The sequence below is a fragment of the Streptomyces sp. NPDC088400 genome, from assembly GCF_044753355.1.
In the GTDB taxonomy this organism is placed as follows: domain Bacteria; phylum Actinomycetota; class Actinomycetes; order Streptomycetales; family Streptomycetaceae; genus Streptomyces.
In genome coordinates this window covers 172,356-190,856 of record NZ_JBIVMZ010000003.1, presented here as the reverse complement: position 1 = coordinate 190,856, position 18,501 = coordinate 172,356, and the positions used below count along the sequence as shown (strand labels likewise).

Sequence of the window (18,501 nt, the reverse complement as noted above, 5' to 3'; positions counted from 1 at the left end):
CAGTCACACAACGGAACCGGCTTCGAGTCTTGACAGAGATCGACGTCTGCGGAGAGTCTTCAACCATCACCTGGGAGCGCTCCCAGAAGTTGGAGCAGTGCGCGACTTCGCGCGCGACTCGCCGACTCACCGTCCAACTCGCCGCTGTACGTGCGCCGTTCGACGTTCCACCTCTGCGGAAGGACCCCTTGTGGCGACCTCCACCTCCGTACCCTCCACACCCTCCACCGGGACAGCCCCGGACCCCTCGGCATCCCTGACCTTCCCTCCGGGCTTCCTCTGGGGCACCGCGACCGCCGCGTACCAGATCGAGGGCGCCGCCCAGGAGGACGGCCGTTCCCCCTCCATCTGGGATGTCTACTCGCGCACTCCGGGCAAGGTGCGCGACGGCGACACCGGTGACGTCGCGACCGACCACTACCACCGGTGGCGCGAGGACATCGGGATCATGTCCGAACTGGGGGTCGGCGCCTACCGCTTCTCGGTGTCCTGGCCCCGTGTGCGGCCCACCGGCAGTGGACCGGCCTCCGCGAAGGGGCTTGACTTCTACCGGCGGCTGGCCGACGGGCTGCTGGAGAAGGGGATCCAGCCCGTCGTCACGCTGTACCACTGGGATCTGCCCCAGCACCTGGAGGACGCCGGAGGCTGGCCCGAGCGCGACACCAGCTACCGCTTCGCCGAGTACGCGGGCATCGTCGCCGACGCCCTCGGCGACCGCGTGAAGACCTGGACCACCCTCAACGAACCCTGGTGCAGCGCGTTCCTCGGCTACGGCTCCGGCGTGCACGCCCCCGGCCGTACCGACCCCGCCGACGCGCTGCGGGCGGCCCACCACCTCAACCTCGGCCACGGGCTCGCGGTGCGGGAACTGCGCGAGCGGCTGCCCGCCGACGCCCAGGTGTCCGTCACGCTCAACCTGCACCACGTAAGGCCCCTGACCGACAAACCGGCGGACATCGACGCGGCCCGCCGTATCGACGGCATCGCCAACCGGGTGTTCACCGGCCCCATGCTCGCCGGGGCGTATCCGGCCGATGTCGTCGAGGACACCGAGCACATCACCGACTGGTCGTTCGTCCGGCCGGGAGACACCGAGCTCATCCATCACCCGCTCGACTTCCTCGGAGTCAACTACTACTCGCCGACCCTGGTCTCCCACCACACGGGCCCGGCCGCCCACGGGTCGGACGGGCATGGCGCGAGCGACCACACCCCCTGGCCGGGGGCGGACCGGGTCGCCTTCCACCAGACCCCCGGCGACCGTACCGCCATGGGCTGGACCATCGACCCGAGCGGTCTGTACGAGCTGCTGATGCGCGTACGGCGGGACCACCCCGACCTGCCCGTGATGATCACCGAGAACGGAGCGGCCTTCGACGACCGCGTCGGCCCCGACGGAGAGGTCGACGACCCGGAACGGATCGCCTACCTGCGGGATCACCTCGCGGCCGTCCGGTCGGCCATCGAGGCGGGCGCCGACGTCCGCGGCTACTTCCTCTGGTCGCTGCTCGACAACTTCGAGTGGGGGTACGGCTACAGCAAGCGCTTCGGGGCGGTGTACGTGGACTACGCGACCCAGCACCGCACCCTCAAGTCCAGCGCCCACTGGTACGCGCGACTGGCGCGCACCGGCACCCTGCCGGCGCGGCGGTAACGCGCGGGGACACCGGCCTGGGGCGCGTCGGCGAACCGCAGGCTCTCGGCCGCGCCCGCCGCTTCGGCCCTCCCGCTGTCCCGACCGTACGGCCGGGACAGCGGGAGGGGAACCCTCAGCAGATACGCGGCAGTTGCTCACCCAGCGGGACATCCACCACCCGGGTCCCGCCGAGGCCTGTCCTCGCCACGACCATGCCCGGATGCTCCGCCGTACAGCTGCCGATCACCACCGCCCCGCCGCCCTGGGGATGCGCGCGCATCGCGGCCAGCACCGCGTCGGCACGCCCCGGCGGGACGAACGCCACGAGCTTGCCCTCGTTGGCGACATACAGCGGGTCCAGGCCCAGGAAGGCGCAGGCGTTGGCGACCGCGTCCGGTACCGGAAGCGCCTGTTCCTGGAGGGTGACACCGACCCCGGCCGCCGACGCGATCTCGTTGAGCGAGGTCGCCAGACCACCGCGGGTCGGATCGCGCAGCACATGCAGATCGGGGCAGACCGCCAGCATGGCCTGGACGAGCGAGGCCAGCGACACCGTGTCGCTCTCGATCTCCACCCCGAACTCCAGCCCCTCACGGACGCTCATGACGGCCACGCCGTGCTCGCCGATCGGCCCGCTCACGATGACCACATCGCCCGGCGCCGCGCGCCGCGGCCGGATGTCGATGCCGTCGGGGATCAGCCCGACACCCGCCGTGTTGATGAAGATGCCGTCGCCGTGACCGGACTCCACGACCTTGGTGTCACCGGTGGCGACGACCACGTCCGCGGCCCTGGCGGCGGCGCCGAGGGCTTCGGCGACCCGGCCCACCGTGGCGAGCTCGATGCCCTCCTCCAGGATGAAACCGCAGGACAGATAGGCGGGCCTGGCACCCATCATGGCCAGGTCGTTGACCGTTCCGTTGACCGCGAGATCGCCGATGCTGCCGCCCGGGAAGAACAGCGGACGCACCACGTACGAGTCGGTGGAGAAGGCCAGCCGCGCCCCGCCGAGGGTGAACGTCGCGGAGTCGCCGAGTTCCGCGAGCAGCTCGCCGCCGAACGCCGGGGCGAAGAGGTGCTGGACGAGTTCGGCGGACAGCTGCCCGCCGCCGCCGTGTCCCATGACGACGCGCTGATGGTCGCGCAGCGGCGTGGGACAGGTCCAGCCCGCGAAGTCCGGTGCGGTGGCCCGCGGTGGCCGCGAGGCGTGTGCGGGCTTCTCGGCCGGCGCCCCTGGGACGACACCGTCCACCTGCCGGATCCCGGTCGTCTCAGCCAACGGGAGTCACCTCTTCCCGCGTGCCGGAGGCGCCCGCCGGCCCGGCCCCCGGCGCCGACAGCCTGCGGTACAGGTAGTACGCGGCGCAGGCGCCCTCGCTCGACACCATCGTGGCGCCGAGCGGATTGCGCGGGGTGCAGGTCGTGCCGAAGGCCGCGCACTCGTGCGGCTTGATCAGGCCCTGGAGCACTTCGCCGCTACGGCAGTCCGTGGACTCCTCCGTACGGATGTCGGTCACCGAGAAGCGGTACTCCGCGTCGTACTGCCGGTACTTGGCGGACAGCCGCCAGCCGCTCGCCGGGATCATGCCGATACCGCGCCAGGCTCGGTCGGTGACCTCGAAGACGTCCTTCAGCATGGCTTGCGCGGCCGGACTGCCCCCGGCCTGGACGGCCCTGGGGTAGGCGTTCTCGACGGTGTGCTCGCCCGCCTCCAGCTGGTGCACGGAACGGCGGATGCCCTCCAGGATGTCCAGCGGTTCGAAGCCGGTGACCACGATGGGGACGCGGTGCCGCTCGGCGAGTTCGGGATACTCGCCGAGCCCCATCACCGTGCAGACATGACCGGCGGCCAGGAAGGCCTGGACCCGGCAGTCGGGGGAGTTCATGATGGCGTCGATCGCCGGTGGGACGCGCACATGGGACACCAGCAGGCTGAAGTTCTCGATGCCCAGCTTCCTGGCCTGGTGGACGGTCATCGCGTTGGGCGGGGCCGTCGTCTCGAACCCGATACCGAAGAACACCACCTGACGGTCCGGGTTCTCCCGGGCGATCCTGAGCGCGTCGAGCGGTGAGTAGACGACTCGTACGTCCGCGCCCTCGCTCTTGACCTTGAACAGGTCCCGGCCGCTGCCCGGCACGCGCAGCATGTCGCCGAAGGAGCAGAAGATCACGTCGGGGCGGGAGGCGATCTCCAGCGCCTTGTCGATGGTCTCCAGCGGGGTCACACAGACCGGGCAGCCGGGGCCGTGGATGAGTTCGACCTCGTCGGGGAGCAGTTGGTCGATGCCATGACGGATGATCGAGTGGGTCTGGCCGCCGCAGACCTCCATCAGGGCCCAGGGGCGGGTGACGGTGGCCCGGATGTCGTCGAACAGCCGCGCGGCCAGATCGGGATCGCTGAATTCGTCGAGGTACTTCATCGCCGGGCCTCCTCCGGAGCGTCGGGATCAGGACGGTGGGGCGTCGGGGGAGCGGCGGGAACACCGGGGAGCGGCGCGGTGCCGGCGGGACGGTCGGCGCCCGCCTCCTTCGCGGCCCGTCCCCACGCGTCCCCGAACTCCTCCTCCAGGACGCCCAGATTCTCGAACAGCTCCAGCGTCCGCCTCGCGGACACCTCGTCCAGACGTTGCAGCGCGAAGCCGACATGCACGATCGCGTAGTCACCGACCTTCATCTCCGGTACGTACTCCAGGCAGACGTCCTTGACGACGCCGCCGAAGTCGACGTGCGCCATCCGGGTTCCGTCACGCTCCTCGATGTCCAGCACTTTGCCGGGCACAGCAAGGCACATTGCTCCTCCTCTCAGCTGGTCGTTCAGGTCCCTCGGTCGTTCGGATCCCTGTCCGGGTCACCGCTCGGTCGCCGTGATCCGGGCGGCGACCATCAACTGGCCCAGTGCCAGCCCGCCGTCGTTCGGCGGAACCCTGCGGTGCCGCAGCACGGTGAACCCGTCGCCCTCCAGCCGCCGCGTACAGCCGCTGGTCAGCAGGGCGTTGCAGAACACCCCGCCGCTCAGCGCGACGGTGGCCAGGCCCGTACGGTCACGGGCCGCCCGGCACACGTCGTGCACCAGAGCGACGACCGCCCCGTGGAAGCGCGCGGCCACCGTCGCGGCGCCGGCACCCGCCCGTATGTCGGCGGCGGCGGCGCTCAGCACCGGTCCGGGGTCGGCCAGCAGAGGCGGGCCGACAGCCGGGCCACCGGCCGGGAGCGAACTCCTGGCGGCAGACAGAGCCTCGGCGGCAGACAGCGAGGGAGCCTCGGCCGCGGACCGGTCGCGGACCAGCCCGAAGCGGTAGCCGCCGGATCCCACGCCCCCGGCCGCGACCGCCGCGCTCTCCAGCTCCATCGCCGCCTGGGCCTCGTACTCGACGCGGTGGCACACCCCCGCGAGCGACGCCACGGCGTCGAAGAGCCGCCCCATGCTGGAGGTGGGCACGCAGTTGATGCCCCGCTCCAACTGACGCTCCAGCAGCCGCCGTTCCCCCGGGGTGCACACGGCGGCACACGGCAGGTCGTCGGACCAGGGGATGCCCGCCGATCGCAGGTGGGACAGCGCCATCCGGTAGGGGTTCCGTACGGCCGCGTCGCCGCCCGGCAGCGGGACGTACGCCAGATGCGCGAACCGCCGGAAGCCGTCGTAGTCCGCGAGCAGCACCTCCCCGCCCCACACCGCGCCGTCGTCGCCGAAGCCGGTGCCGTCGAAGGCCACGCCGATCACCGGCGCCGAGCCGTCCAGACCGTGCTCGGCCATCGTGGACGCCACATGCGCGTGATGGTGCTGTACGCGGCGTACCGGACGGCCCGCCGCCCGCCGCTCGGCCCACTGACCCGAGCGGTAGCCCGGGTGCCGGTCCGCGACCAGCACCCGGGGAGCGACCGAGGTCAGCTCCGACAGATGTCCGACGGCCGTCTCGAAGGCGGTGAGGGTGGCGAGGTCGTCCATGTCGCCGACGTGGGCGGACAGCCAGGCGTACCCGCCCTCCGCGACACAGAAGGTGTTCTTGAGGTCCCCGCCGACGGCGAGTGCCGGTTCCACAGGGACGGGCAGCGCGACCGGCATCGGGGCGTAGCCACGAGAACGGCGTACGGGAAGTTCCCGGCCGTCGCAGATCCGTACCACCGAGTCGTCGCACGGCACATGCACCGGCCGGTCGTGCGTCAGCCACGCGTCCGCGAGCCCGTCGAGCCGGCTCAGCGCCTCCTCGTCATCGGTGACGATGGGCTCGCCCGACCGGTTGCCGCTGGTCATCACGAGGACGGGCGGACCGGCGGGATCGCCCGGCAGGCCCAGCAGCAGGTGGTGCAGCGGGGTGTACGGCATCAGCACGCCGAGATCCGGACTGCCGGGCGCGACACCGTCCGTGACCAGGGACCCGCCGCCCTCGCGGCGCCGCAGCAGTACGACGGGCCTGCGCCGGCCGAGCAGCAGATCGCGTTCCTCGGGGCCCGTGAAGGCGAGCCGCTCCACCGTCTCCAGGGAACCGGTCATCACGGCGAACGGCTTCGCGCCCCGGTTCTTGCGCTCGCGCAGGGTGCGTACGGCGGTGACATCGGAGGCGTCGCAGGCGAGGTGGTAGCCACCGAGCCCCTTCACCGCGACGACCGCTCCGGCGGCCAGCAGTCGACGGGCCCCGGCCAGCGCGTCCTCACCCGTGAGCGAGACGGCACGGCCCGGTCCGATGACGAGGCCGACCCGGGGACCGCAGTCATGGCAGGCGACCGGTTGGGCGTGGAAGCGCCGGTCCGCGGGGTCCTCGTACTCACGCGCGCAGTCGGCGCACATCGGGAACCCGGCCATGGTGGTCAGCGCCCGGTCGTACGGCAGCCCGGTGACGACGGTGAACCGCGGCCCGCAGTGGGTGCAGCTGATGAAGGGATGCCGGTAACGGCGGTCGGCCGGGTCGGCCATCTCGCGCAGACAGTCGTCGCAGGTCGCGGTGTCGGGGGAGACAAGAGTGCGGCCTGCCCCGCCGGCCGAGGGGCGGATGGTGAACCCGCTGCCCCCGGTGGCCCGGACGACCTGGTGCGTCACGGATTCCACGACGGCGAGCGGCGGCGCGTCGGTGGTCAGACGCGCGCAGAACGCCGTCACGTCCGGGTCCGGCCCCTCCACCTCCGTCTCGACACCGTCGGCGTTGTTGGTGACCCAGCCCGTCAGGCCCAGCTCACTCGCGAGCGTGTAGACGAACGGACGGAAGCCCACGCCCTGCACCACTCCGCGTACGACGACGCGCCGGCGTGCGCGCGGGGTGGTGCGCGCGTCCGCGAGGGCTGCGGTGTCGGTGACCGGTCCGCTCATGGCGCCTGTGCCGCTCCGCGAACGGCGGGTGCCACATGCTCCTCGGGCCCGTGATTGTGGTCATGGCTGTGGCTGTGGCTGTGCTCGCCGTCGTGGCCGTGTTCGTGGTCGCCGTCCTCGTCGCCGTGATGATGGTGCAGATACCGCTCGTGCTGACGCGCCAGCAGGGGCCGGTGTACGGGGACACCGTCGGCACACCCGAGGACGAAGGCCAGCAGCTCATCGACTCCGGCGCCGGTCCGCGCCGAGGTCTCCAGCACCGGAACACCCGGATTGACCTGCCGCACATTGCGGTGGAACGCCGCCCCGTCGAACTCGACGGCCTGGGCGATATCGGTCTTGGTGATGACCACGAGATGGGCGAGGCCGAACGCCGTGGGGTACTTGAGCGGCTTGTCCTCGCCCTCGGTGACGGAACCCAGCACGATCCGCAGGCTCTCCCCGATGTCGTACGACGCGGGACAGACGAGATTGCCGACGTTCTCGATGAACAGCACCCGGGTGTCCGCCGGGAGCCAGCCGTCCAGATGCCCCCGGAGCATCCCGGCCTCCAGATGGCACAGACCGTCGGTGAGCACCTGCTTGACGGGCGCCCCGGCGCGCGCCAGGCGTCGCGCGTCGTTCTCGGTGGCCAGGTCGGCGGTCACGGCGGCGACGGGGACGCCCGCCGCCACCGCCCTGCCGAGCAGCAGCTCCAGCAGGGCGGTCTTGCCGCTGCCCGGACTGGACAGCAGGTTCACTTCGGCCGTGCCCTGGGCGGCGAGATGTTCGCGCAGTTCCAGGGCACTGGCGTCGTTCTTGGCCAGTACCGCCTGGCGCAGATCAACGACTCGGCACATGGGTTGCCTCCTCGGACGTATCCCGATCGTCGCCGCTGACCTGGTGGGCCGCATCCGAGGAATCCACGAGGACGACCTCGGCGATCTCCAGTTCCCGGCCCGACAGCAGCTCACCCAGCGGCCGTGCGCACGCCTCGCACCACAGCACGGGCGGCACGCCGACCTCACTCTCCCGGCCGCAGCCCTCGCACCGTCCCCGGCCGGGGACGGTGTCCACGTCCAGCCGGGCACCGGCGAGGACGGTGCCCTCGCTCGCCAGCTCGAACGAGAAGCTGAGCGCTTGCGGGACCACACCGGCCAGTTCGCCGATCCGCAGCCGCAGCGACGCGACCCGGCCGCCCCCGTTCGTGACGACGGCTTCCTCCACCTGGGCGACCACGGCCGTGGCGATGGACAGTTCATGCACGGGTCTCACCTCACGTGACTGACTGACGGGCCCGTACGGCGCTCGACGGCTGGCCCGCCCCGTACGGGCTGGTTAGCGTGGAACGGGCGTCCGCCCCCCGTGTCCGAGCCGGACCGTCGCACGGCCACCTCAGGAGATCGCAGCCATGACGACGCACGACACCGAACGACGGGCGCTGATGACCCCCGTCATCCTGTTGCTCCTCGCCGAGCGGCCCGGACACGGGTACGAACTCACCCAGCGCCTGGGTGCCTTCGGCTGGGCCGAGGCGGAGTCGGCGCATGTGTACCGGTTGCTGCGCGGGATGGAGAAGCGCGGTCACATCTCCTCCCAGTGGCGGGCCTCGGCCTCGGGACCCGCTCGTCGCGAGTACGAGATCACCCCGGCGGGATCGATGAGTCTGGCGCTGTGGTTCGTCCGGCTGGGTGAACTGCACAGCACGCTGCATCTGTTCCTGGAGCGCTATGTCCAGCTGAACGGACCGGGCCGCGCCGACGCCGACGTACAGCCGCTGTTCGGACATCCGCCGGCCACCGGGTAGGCACTCCGCACGTCGCCCCATGTCCCTTCACATCCGCCGCATCCGCAGATAGCGGCGCAGGTCCGGGACGGATTTCGCCGTTTCGTACGCCACTCCGGCCGCGACGACTCCGGCACAGACCCACAGCCATGTCGTGTCCGCGTGCTTGACGGGGGCGGTCCCCTTCATCGGGTGCGTCAGGTGCATGGAACTCAACTCCTTGTGTGTGCCGTGGTGGCGCCAGGTTCCGTGGCCGAGGAAGTGGCCGAAGAGGTGGCCGAAGAGGTGGCCGAGGAAGTGGCCGGGGAGATGGCCGTTTCCGTGGCCGTGCCCGGTGGTTGCCGCCGCAGGAGCTCGATGACCAGGTCGGCCGCCGGTCCCACGGCTGCGGCCACCGGCGGGCTCAGCCCGATCCCCTCCTCCGTGCTGAGGGGCCGGCAGCCGATCACCAGGACCTGCTCGGGGAGGGTGCCGCCGGCCCCGGCGCGCAGGTCGCGGACCAGCCGCAGTACCGCCGCCGGGTCCATGCCGTGGCCGTCGATCGGGGCGGGCGCGGGGGCGGCCGTGTCCATGTCCGGCCCCGTGTCCAGGGGATCGACGTCCAGGGGATCGACCTCGATCACCGAGAGGGTGCCCGGGGAGTCACCGCGGCCGACCGTGTCGACGAGGACGAGCCTGCGGTATCCGTCGAGGAGCCGGTAGGCGAGATGGACCCCCCGGATCCCCGCGTCCATCAGGTCCACGCCGGGCGGCAGCGGCCGGCCCGTCAGCCGGCGTACGGTCTCCACACCGAAGCCGTCGTCGCCGAGGAAGATGTTGCCGATGCCCGCGACCAGGGTCCGGTCGTACCGGCTGTCGGGCAGGGGAACGGAGTCCATGTCAGCCGCCTCCTTCCGTGGTGCGCGCTGTCGTGTCCCACACGTGGGCCCCTCCGGGACCGGCAGCGGGATCGCCGTCGGTGTCATCCGCGGGATCGACCTCGTCCGGCCGGAAGTACAGGAAGCGCCCCTGCTGACGGCGTACGTCCACGCCCGGATCGCCGTCGACCGTGACCGCGATGTGCGTTTCGCCGTCGAAGTCCTGGAGCACCGCTTCGACCGTCGCCGTACGGCCCGTCAGGAAGATGTCCTGGGCGTCGGACCGGCGCAGGCCGGGCCGTAGGACGACCCTGCTGCCCGCCCCGAGGAGCCGCCCGTCTACGGTCACGGTGCTTTCGCCGGGCGCGAACCTCGTGTCCTGGGCGGGGTCCCACCAAGGAAGTTCCGACCCGGTGGGCAGCCGCAGCCCGGCGGACGGCGCGGAAGTGGGGCCCCGGTCCTGTCCGCCGGCCACGTCACCCGTCACCTCGCGCAGACCGCGGATCGCGCCGTGCAGGCGCTCCATGACCTCGGCCGGCATGCCGTCGACCAGGTCGATCACCTCAGCGGCGCGCGCGTCCGTCCCGCGCGCCTCGCGCTTCTCCTGATCCGTGAGCGCCGCCGTCCGCAGCGAGAGGATCTCGTCGATCTCGGTGGCGTCGTAGAGCGGGCCCGGGCTCTCCGCGGCGACCGCGGGATGGTCGTCCAGGATGATCGGAGAGGACAGCAGGACGTCGTCGCGGCCCTCTTCGCAGGCCAGCACCGGCCAGGTGTGCTCATTGCGGCAGGCCCGCGCGGCGGGCCGCGCCCACTCCGGCGGGTCCGTCATCGACAGGAACCGGCCGCCGGGCAGTCCCAGCAGCAGGTGTGCCCCGATCAGGCTGTGGGGCAGGACCGCCGCACGGTCCCCGCCGTTCACACTCGGGTCCGGTGCCCAGCCCGAGACGTTGCGTACGGTCGCGGTCAGCCGGAGCGCTCCGTACGGCCCCGGCAGCGGTTCGGTGGCCAGGTGGATCTCGCCCGCCAACGGCCGGCCGCACCGCACCAGACGGCCGATGACACGGCGCCCGCCGTCGTCGACGGGTTCGTGGTCCACCCCGCCGGGCCGGTCGAACCGTACGGTGTGCCCGCCCTCGGCGAGCCGGTCGAGCGGCACCTGGACCTCGATCCGCTCCTCTTCCCCCTCGTCCCACGGCACCAGCACCCGGTCGGGCAGGTCCAGTTCGGCCACCTCGGTCCAGCTTTGGCCGTCGGGCAGGAGACGTTCGACCGTACGGCGGCGTACGTGGAGGAAGCGCAGCTCGACGTGGAGTTGGCCGGCGCGGCGGGGCTCCAGGAGGCATTCCGTACGCTGCCAGGCGTGCTCGCTGTGCGCGTCCTCCCACGAGGGCGGCACCAACACCCCGAACTGCCAACGCAGTTGGTTCTTGCGCGCGGAGGCCCGGTACGGATACAGCACATACCCCTCGAACAGCAGGGCGTCGGCGACCCGGCGGGCCTCGGTGAAGCCCGCCGTCACACGGTCCACGGTGGTGTCTCGCGTCATGACTGCCTTCCTCGGGGGCCGGGTTCTGCCGCGGCCGGCATGGGCTCGCGGGCGGTACGCAGCAACTCCTCGAAGACCAGCTCCCAGGAGGGCAGGGCCCGTTCCGACCGGTAACGGCGCAGCGAGTCGAGGCAGTCGTCGCGGATCCGCAGCCAGCCGGAGCCGGGGAAGTACTGCTCGATCATGTGCTGCCAGACCTTGACGGGCATCCGGAATCCGGTCTCCTTGTGCCAGGCGATCGGCTCCGCCGTGAAGCCGCGTTCGCCGGAGAAGACGGTGCCGGAGAACAGCAGGAGGAGCGGGACCTCGCCGTCCGCGAGCGCGCGGAAGTACTTGGCCGAGGCCACCTCCATGTCGTACGTGCAGGTCACCGGCAGGTCGATCTCGGTGGAGCCCGTGAAGCCGGGCACGGTCAGCGAGGCGTGGGCGAACTGGAGCGGTTTGAGCGTGGTGCTCCAGCGGTCGGGTTCGCCGAAGAGATCGCCCAGCATCTCCACCTCGGCCGGTGCGTAGCGCCGTTGGACGGGCTCGATCCGCATCTGGCAGCGCAGTGCGACGGCGTGGATCCGCTCGCCGGCTGCTGCCTCGATCCGGAGACGGAACAACAGGGTCGGGCCCGCACCGTACGGTTCGGGCCGTACGTCGACGCAGGAGAACGCCAGGTCGGTCATGAACCGTCCTCCTCGATCACCGGGCGGGCCGCCGCGCGGACGCGGGCGAAGAAGTCCGTCAGGTCCGCACGGGCCTCGGCCCCACCGTCGAATCCCTGCCAGTGCAACCGCATCCGGCCCACCAGCTCGTAACAGGTGTCCACGGGCACCAGATAGCACTCGGTGCTCCCCGCGCCGGTACCACGGGAGGCACCGTCGGCGCCGCGTTCGCGCCGTATCAGCAGGGCTTCGGTGTCGGGCTGGAGCAGCGCGGTGAGCCGGCTGTGGCCGAGGACCTCCCGCCAGGTATCGGGATCCAGTTCGCTCTCCGTGGCACCGGCGGGGCTGGGGTAGAACGCGGCCAGCCGGTCCAGTTCGGAGTTGCGGAAGAAGAACGCGAGCCCGACGGGGATCTGGAGCCGGTTCCAGCTCGCCTCGTCCAGGGTGAAGTCCGGATCGATCAGATACCGGTCGGGGACGGCCTGGAAGTGGCCCGCACCGGCTCCCGGCCGGGTGAAGAGCAGATAGCAGCCGGTGCAGGCGCACAGCAGCGACCGCTTCCTGGTGTCCACCAGGTGCCGGTGTTCCGGGGCCAGGGGTTCGGCGCACAGCTCGCACCGTTCCTGCGCGGGCGGCGGGCGCCGGGTGAAGCCCCGCAGCGCGGCCGGCACGGACGTGGTGGACGGGCGAGGAGCCATGTCCGGGGGAGTGCCGGTCCCGGTTCCGGTGTCCGTGTCCGCGTCCGGAGTCGCGTCCGTTCCCGTCCGCGCGGCCGGGTTCGTGCCGGTGCTCGGGCTTCTGGCGGTGAAGGCGCCCCCGGCAGGCGCCGGCCGGGCCGTCATGACCCCGCCGGGAGCAGGACGCCCGGCAGCGCCACCCGTACGGAACCGTTCTCCTCCAGCAGCGGCACCGGCTCCAGATGGCCGCGCTCGCCCCGGCCGGCCCGGCGGATGTCGTACTCCGCCGCGCAGTCCGGGCAGCGCAGCCGGTCCCCGTCCACCACCGCGTCGCCCAGCCGGCCCGCGCAGAGCGGGCAGTGGTCGCGGTACGCGTAGAGGTTGCCGGGCAGCCGGACCAGCAGCAGGGGCGTGCCCGCCACCTCGCGGACCACGATCTCCCCGTCGGCCGAAGGCGGCGGTGCCGGCAGCGGGTGCCATTGGGCCGGAGCATTTCCGACCGGACCAGTGGCCGTCGCGGAACCGGCGGCGGTCGCGGAACCAGGGGACGGCGTTCCCACGGAGGTGGGGTCGTCCGGTGGCCGGGACCGGATCTGGAGAAGCTGCGGTTGCGGCTCCTCGTCCGTGACACCCTCGACCTCCACCCGCTCGATCTCGGGTGCGCGGCGGGCCACGGCCTCCTCGATGGTCCACCGCACGGTCTGCGCGGAGGAGGGGCATCCGTCGCAGCTGCCGCGCAGCCGCAACCGCAGCGTCATGCCTTCGGCTCCGCCGACGCCGGTTCCGTCCGTCCCGCCGTCCGCGGCCGATTCGATTCCGGCGACCTCCACATCGCCCGCGTGCGACCCCAGATACGGGCGGACCTCGTCCAGCGCCCGCCCCACCCGGGTCATGGTGTCCTCGGGGTGGAGATCGTGCAGTACCAGCAGCCCGCCGACGAGTTCGTCGCCGCCGAGCAGGTCCAGTGGGTCCGTGCCGTCCGGTGCGTCGCCCAGCAGCTCGACGACACGGGCCAGGCCGGTTCCGTAGAACTCGACGATGCTGCGCACGAGTTCGTCCGCGAGATCGCGTCCCGCCGGGCCCATCGACCTGCCGAGTTCGTCGAGCAGCGCGGCGATGTGCTCACCGGCCTGCTGCTCCTTGGCCGTTGCTGCCATGTCACGGTGCCTTTCCTCCGGTGGTTCCGGCGAATCCGGCGAATCCGGCGAATCCGGTGGTTCCGCTGGTGCCGCCGCTCCGGCGGGGACGGCCATCTCGTCGCGGCCGTCCCCGCGCGTCCCGTGTGCGGCGTGCGGTCAGCCCGCCAGTCCGCTGAGCCCGGTGGGCATGTGCATCTCCTGGACCGTCCGGCCGCCGCCGACGTACATGTGCACGCCGCAGGGCAGACACGGGTCGAAGCTGCGCACGGCCCGCATGATGTCGATGCCCTTGAAGGTGTCCGGGGGGTTCTCCTCGAAGATCGGGGTGTTCTGCACCGCGTCCTCGTACGGGCCCGGCGTGCCGTAGGAGTCGCGCACGCTCGCGTTCCACGGAGTGGGCGGGTACGGGTGGTAGTTGGCGATCTTGCCGTCCCTGATCACCATGTGGTGGGACAGCACACCCCGTACCGCCTCGGTGAAGCCGACGCCGATGGACTCGTCCGGCACCTCGAAGCTCTCCCAGGTCTGGGTGTGGCCGGAGCGCACCTCCTCCATCGCCTGCTCGGCGAAGTGCAGGGCGCAGGCCGCCGCGTACGCCTGGAAGTACGTCCGTGCGCGGTTGCGTTCCAGGGCGTTGCTCCACCGCGGGATGTGCCACTCCAGATTGGCTTCCGGCTTGGTCATCGTGCGCGGCAGGTTGATCTTGACGCTGTGGCCGGTGGCCTGCACGTAGCCGAAGTCGACCAGCCCGGAGAGGGCGGTGGACCACAGCCGTGCGAGGGGACCGCCGCCGGTGTCCAGCGCCAGATGGTCCGTACCGTCGAACCAGCGCGGGGACATCACCCAGCTGTACTTGTCCGCGAAGTCCCGCTTCTGCGGGGCGGGGATGGTGTGCTGGTTCCACGGGTGGCGCGCGTCGACGGGGTTGCCCAGCGGGTCGCGGTCGACGAACGTCTCCTGGCCCGCCCAGTCGTCGTAGTACGAGCTGCCGAGCAGGATCCGGATGCCGAGGTTGATGTCGACGAGATCGTTGGTGATCAGCTTGCCGTCGACGACGATCCCGGGGGTGACGAACATGCGCCGGCCCCAGTCGGACATGTTCCGGTACGTGAAGTCGCAGTGCTCGGGGTCGTTGAGCGCGCCCCAGCAGCCGAGCAGCACGCGCCGCCGGCCGACCTCCTCGTACCCGGGCAGGGCCTCGTAGAAGAAGTCGAACAGGTCGTCGTGGAGCGGGACGACGCGCTTCATGAACTCCACGTAGCGCATCAGCCGGGTCAGGTAGTCCGTGAACAGCTGGATGGTGGCCACGGTCCCGACGCCGCCCGGGTAGAGCGTGGAGGGGTGGACGTGCCGCCCCTCCATGAGGCAGAACATCTCCCGGGTGTAGCGGCTGACTTGCAGTGCCTCCCGGTAGAACTCGCCCTCCAGTGGGTTGAGCGAGCGCATGATGTCGGCGATCGTGCGGTAGCCGTGGTCGGCCGCGTGGGGTGCCTCGGTGCGTTCGGCCAGCTCCAGGACGCCGGGGTTGGTCTCGCGGACCATCTTCTCGCAGTAGTCCACCCCGACCAGGTTCTCCTGGAAGATGTTGTGGTCGAACATGTACTCCGCCGCCTCGCCGAGGTTCATGATCCACTCGCCGAGGTGCGGAGGCTTCACGCCGTACGCCATGTTCTGCGCGTACACCGAACAGGTCGCGTGGTTGTCACCGCAGATGCCGCAGATGCGGCTGGTGATGAAGTGCGCGTCCCGCGGGTCCTTGCCCCGCATGAACACGCTGTAGCCGCGGAAGACGGACGAGGTGCTGTAGCACTCGGCCACCCGCTTCTGCTTGAAGTCGATCTTCGTGTGGATGCCGAGGCTGCCCACGATCCGGGTGATCGGATCCCAGGACATCTCCATCAGGCCACTGCCGTCCTCGGCTCGCTTCGTCTTCGGCGCCATGGGGTGCGCACCTTTCCTGGGCGGTGGGGGCTTCTTCTGCCGTGCTCTGCCGTCTGTCGCCGGCGGCTGTGCGGCGTACCTTCATCGCTGCGGCTGCGACTTGATCCGCGGACCGATCACGTTCCTGTGCGGCTTTTCCCGCGTGGCGTTCCTGTGCGGACGGATCACCACGGGGGGTGGTAGCCGGTCAGGATCTTCTCTCCCTTGCGGCGCCACTTCGGTTCCTTGTCGACGGTCCTGGCCGTGACCCCGCGCAGTTTGCGGATGACCTTTCCGTACGCGCCGCTGGCCGCCGCGGACACATGGCCGCCCGGTGGCTCGTCCATGAAGGGCATGAACTTGTCCGGGAAACCGGGCATCGTGCAGGCGATGCAGATGCCGCCCACGTTGGGGCAGCCGCCGACACCGTTGATCCAGCCGCGCTTGGGGACGTTGCACTTGACGACCGGACCCCAGCAGCCCAGTTTCACCAGGCACTGCGGTGAGCCGTACTCGGTCGCGAACTGGCCCTGCTCGTAGTAGCCGGCCCGGTCACATCCCTCGTGCACGGTGGCGCCGAACAGCCAGGTCGGGCGCAGCTGTTCGTCGAGCGGGATCATCGGCGCGGATCCGGCGGCCTGGTAGAGCAGGTAGAGCAGCGTCTCCGAGGCGTTGTCCGGGTGGACCGGGCAGCCGGGGATGCAGACGATCGGGATGCCCGCCTGCGACTTCCAGTCCCAGCCCAGGTAGTCGGGCACGCCCATCGCGCCGGTCGGGTTGCCCTCCATGGCGTGGATTCCGCCGTAGGTGGCGCAGGTGCCGATGGCCACGACGGCCAGCGCCTTCGGAGCGAGCCGGTCGATCCACTCACTGGTGGTGATGGGCTGGCCGGTCTCGGGGTCGTCCCCGAAGCCGCACCAGTAGCCCTCGTTCTTGATCGACTCGTTGGGAATGGATCCCTCGACGACCAGCACGTAGGGGTCTATCTCGCCGCGCTCCGCCTTGAAGAACCACTCGATGAAGTTGTCGGCGCCCTGGACGGGGCCGCACTCGAAATCGATCAGCGGCCAGTGCACGGCCACCTTGGGCAGTCCCGGCAGAGCGCCGAGTGCGAGTTCCTCGATGCTCGGCTGGGTGGCGGCGGTGAGGGAGACGGAGTCTCCGTCGCAGCTCAGCCCCGCGTTGATCCAGAGGATATGGACCGTGGGTGCTTCTTCCGTGTTCTCTCCGCCGGGCGCCGTGCTGCCCTCGGATACCGGTGTGGCGGTCATCATCCCCTCCTCGTTGGGAATTCCGGCGAGGCCTCAGGAGAGACACCCGCGCACGATATGAGGAGCTTTGTCCCTACCTGGATAGCCGACTTCGGCGCGTCCGGTAAGTGCGGGATGGTCCTATGAACGTGGTGCGGGAGGGGGTACGGGGCGTCTGTGCCCCTCGCTGACCGTGCCCGCGCACCGCCCCTCCTCGGATCAGGGCGGGCGGCACCGGCTCGGGGGCGCCTGCGCGGATGACCCGGTCAGTGGAACTGCGGGATGATCAGATACAGCCCGTATGCGACCGCTGCCGCGCAGGCGACGAAGCACAGCCCGGCCACGGCCCTCGACAGCGCGGCCGGCCGTCCCTCCTGCGGTGAGAGAGCCCGCACGCCCAGCGCGAAGACGACCATGACGCCCACGGTCGCGCCGATGCTGACGAGCACCACTTCGCCCAGGGAGCTCCACTCCAGGTCCATCCGGTCCTCTCCCCTCAGACGTTCGCCTTGGCCGCGCTGGGGCGGACGGTCACGGTGTGTTCGTCGTTGACGTTACGAGCGGTGACCGGGTTACGGCGGGAGACGATCACGATGAAGGTCGCCACGGCGGCGGCGACCAGGGCGGTCACGACGGTACCGATGGTTCCGCCGTACACGATCACGGTAGCGGCGAGAGCGCCGACGGCCGCGGAGGCGGGGAGGGTGACGCCCCAGGCGAGGACCATGCGCGCGGCGGTGCCCCAGCGCACGTGTGCCGGCTTCCGGCCGAGCCCCGCGCCGATGATGCTGCCGGAGCAGACCTGCGTGGTGGACAGGGCGAAGCCCAGGTGGGCGGAGGTCAGGATGACGGTCGCGGCAGAGGACTCCGCGGCGAAGCCCTGCGGGGCGCGGATGTCGGTGAGGCCCCTGCCCATGGTCCTGATGATGCGCCAGCCGCCCAGATATGTCCCGAGTCCGATCGCCAGTCCCGAAGCGCCGATGACCCACATGGGCGGCCCCGAGCCCGGCGGGAGCGCGTTCACGGAGATCAGGGTGAGCGTGATGACGCCCATGGTTTTCTGGGCGTCATTGGTCCCGTGGGCCAGGGACACCAGCGAGGCGGAGGCGATCTGCCCGAGCCGGAACCCCCGGTTGACGGAGGAGTCCCGGCCCCCCGCGGTCAGCCGGTAGGCGAGATAGGTGGCCAGCAGCGCGGCGCCACAGGCCACCAGCGGGGAGGCGAGCGCCGGGATGACGATCTTCTCGAGCACCTTGTCGAAGTGCACGCCGTGCTGACCCGCGCCCACCCACACGGCGCCGATCAGGCCGCCGAACAGGGCGTGTGAGGAACTGGACGGCAGCCCCACCAGCCAGGTGGTCAGATTCCACAGGATGGCGCCGATCAGACCCGCGAACACCATGCCCGGGGTGATCAGGAGATCGTCCACGATGCCGCCGGAAATGGTCTTGGCGACCTCCGTGGACAGAAAGGCGCCCGCGATGTTGAGGACACCACTGATGAGCACGGCGACCCTGGGGCGCAGCGCCCTCGTGGCGATCGACGTGGCCATGGCATTCGCGGTGTCATGGAATCCGTTGGTGAAGTCGAACGCCAGAGCGGTCGCGATCACCACTCCCACAAGAATCGTGATGTGGTCCATTGGCCTTATACAAGCGCAGGCGTCGGTGCCCCGGAGAAAGGCGTGCCGATGGTCCGCTCGACTTCCTGCCAATCGTGGTCATCTTCCGGTCACTTGTGATCGTCCGTCATCGGTGGG

18 protein-coding genes are annotated in these 18,501 nt (G+C 70.8%); 2 read left to right on the top strand and 16 right to left on the bottom strand.

Annotated features, from left to right (window positions below):
• Positions 1-256: 256 nt before the first annotated feature.
• Entirely contained in the window at positions 257-1,654 is a 1,398-nt protein-coding gene (locus ACIQD6_RS08935) for a GH1 family beta-glucosidase (RefSeq protein ID WP_401880760.1), read from the top strand.
• Between the two features lie 115 nt (positions 1,655-1,769).
• Here the strand turns inward: ACIQD6_RS08935 and hypE are convergent, their stop codons facing one another.
• The 6 genes from hypE to ACIQD6_RS08905 all read right to left on the bottom strand — a co-directional run bounded on the left by hypE (position 1,770) and on the right by ACIQD6_RS08905 (position 8,183).
• Positions 1,770-2,759 (bottom strand): hydrogenase expression/formation protein HypE, encoded by a 990-nt coding sequence (gene hypE / locus ACIQD6_RS08930; protein ID WP_401880758.1) that lies wholly within the window; start codon positions 2,757-2,759, stop codon positions 1,770-1,772.
• Between the two features lie 148 nt (positions 2,760-2,907).
• Complete coding sequence (gene hypD / locus ACIQD6_RS08925; RefSeq protein WP_401879991.1) at positions 2,908-4,056, bottom strand: hydrogenase formation protein HypD; 1,149 nt, start codon at positions 4,054-4,056, stop codon at positions 2,908-2,910.
• Positions 4,053-4,427 (bottom strand): HypC/HybG/HupF family hydrogenase formation chaperone, encoded by a 375-nt coding sequence (locus tag ACIQD6_RS08920; protein ID WP_401879989.1) that lies wholly within the window; start codon positions 4,425-4,427, stop codon positions 4,053-4,055. Before ACIQD6_RS08920 ends, hypD begins: the two co-directional genes overlap by 4 nt.
• 57 nt (positions 4,428-4,484) lie before the next feature.
• Positions 4,485-6,938, bottom strand: a complete 2,454-nt coding sequence (gene hypF, locus ACIQD6_RS08915; RefSeq protein WP_401879988.1) for a carbamoyltransferase HypF — start codon at positions 6,936-6,938, stop codon at positions 4,485-4,487.
• Positions 6,935-7,777, bottom strand: coding sequence for a hydrogenase nickel incorporation protein HypB (hypB, locus tag ACIQD6_RS08910; protein ID WP_401879986.1), 843 nt, complete (start codon positions 7,775-7,777; stop codon positions 6,935-6,937). The genes hypF and hypB overlap by 4 nt, the downstream gene beginning before the upstream one ends.
• Positions 7,761-8,183, bottom strand: coding sequence for a hydrogenase maturation nickel metallochaperone HypA (locus tag ACIQD6_RS08905; RefSeq protein WP_401879984.1), 423 nt, complete (start codon positions 8,181-8,183; stop codon positions 7,761-7,763). The genes hypB and ACIQD6_RS08905 overlap by 17 nt, the downstream gene beginning before the upstream one ends.
• A 145-nt stretch (positions 8,184-8,328) precedes the next feature.
• On the opposite strand from ACIQD6_RS08905, the gene ACIQD6_RS08900 reads away from it, so the two are divergent.
• Positions 8,329-8,724 carry a helix-turn-helix transcriptional regulator gene (locus ACIQD6_RS08900; RefSeq protein ID WP_401879982.1) on the top strand — a complete coding sequence of 132 codons (396 nt, stop codon included), beginning with the start codon at positions 8,329-8,331 and terminating at the stop codon, positions 8,722-8,724.
• Between the two features lie 27 nt (positions 8,725-8,751).
• On the opposite strand, the gene ACIQD6_RS08895 is transcribed toward ACIQD6_RS08900, so the two are convergent.
• The 10 genes from ACIQD6_RS08895 to ACIQD6_RS08850 form a co-directional block, all read right to left on the bottom strand.
• Positions 8,752-8,910: a DUF6893 family small protein gene (locus ACIQD6_RS08895; protein ID WP_401879980.1), complete on the bottom strand. Its 159-nt coding sequence runs from the start codon at positions 8,908-8,910 to the stop codon at positions 8,752-8,754.
• Between the two features lie 5 nt (positions 8,911-8,915).
• On the bottom strand, positions 8,916-9,581 hold the full coding sequence (locus ACIQD6_RS08890) for a hydrogenase maturation protease (RefSeq protein ID WP_401879979.1): 666 nt from the start codon (positions 9,579-9,581) through the stop codon (positions 8,916-8,918).
• Between the two features lies 1 nt (position 9,582).
• Positions 9,583-11,106, bottom strand: coding sequence for a hypothetical protein (locus ACIQD6_RS08885; protein ID WP_401879978.1), 1,524 nt, complete (start codon positions 11,104-11,106; stop codon positions 9,583-9,585).
• Positions 11,103-11,777 carry a DUF6084 family protein gene (locus tag ACIQD6_RS08880; RefSeq protein WP_401879976.1) on the bottom strand — a complete coding sequence of 225 codons (675 nt, stop codon included), beginning with the start codon at positions 11,775-11,777 and terminating at the stop codon, positions 11,103-11,105. The genes ACIQD6_RS08885 and ACIQD6_RS08880 overlap by 4 nt, the downstream gene beginning before the upstream one ends.
• Positions 11,774-12,454 (bottom strand): DUF5947 family protein, encoded by a 681-nt coding sequence (locus ACIQD6_RS08875; RefSeq protein ID WP_401880756.1) that lies wholly within the window; start codon positions 12,452-12,454, stop codon positions 11,774-11,776. The genes ACIQD6_RS08880 and ACIQD6_RS08875 overlap by 4 nt, the downstream gene beginning before the upstream one ends.
• Positions 12,455-12,594: 140 nt before the next feature.
• On the bottom strand, positions 12,595-13,590 hold the full coding sequence (locus ACIQD6_RS08870; RefSeq protein ID WP_401879974.1) for a NifU family protein: 996 nt from the start codon (positions 13,588-13,590) through the stop codon (positions 12,595-12,597).
• Positions 13,591-13,728: 138 nt separating this feature from the next.
• Positions 13,729-15,513, bottom strand: coding sequence for a nickel-dependent hydrogenase large subunit (locus ACIQD6_RS08865; protein WP_401879972.1), 1,785 nt, complete (start codon positions 15,511-15,513; stop codon positions 13,729-13,731).
• 164 nt (positions 15,514-15,677) lie between these two features.
• Positions 15,678-16,766, bottom strand: coding sequence for a hydrogenase expression protein HypE (locus ACIQD6_RS08860; protein WP_401879970.1), 1,089 nt, complete (start codon positions 16,764-16,766; stop codon positions 15,678-15,680).
• Between the two features lie 242 nt (positions 16,767-17,008).
• Positions 17,009-17,224 carry a hypothetical protein gene (locus ACIQD6_RS08855; RefSeq protein WP_401879968.1) on the bottom strand — a complete coding sequence of 72 codons (216 nt, stop codon included), beginning with the start codon at positions 17,222-17,224 and terminating at the stop codon, positions 17,009-17,011.
• 14 nt (positions 17,225-17,238) lie between these two features.
• Positions 17,239-18,384: an anion permease gene (locus ACIQD6_RS08850; RefSeq protein ID WP_401879966.1), complete on the bottom strand. Its 1,146-nt coding sequence runs from the start codon at positions 18,382-18,384 to the stop codon at positions 17,239-17,241.
• Positions 18,385-18,501: the final 117 nt, after the last annotated feature.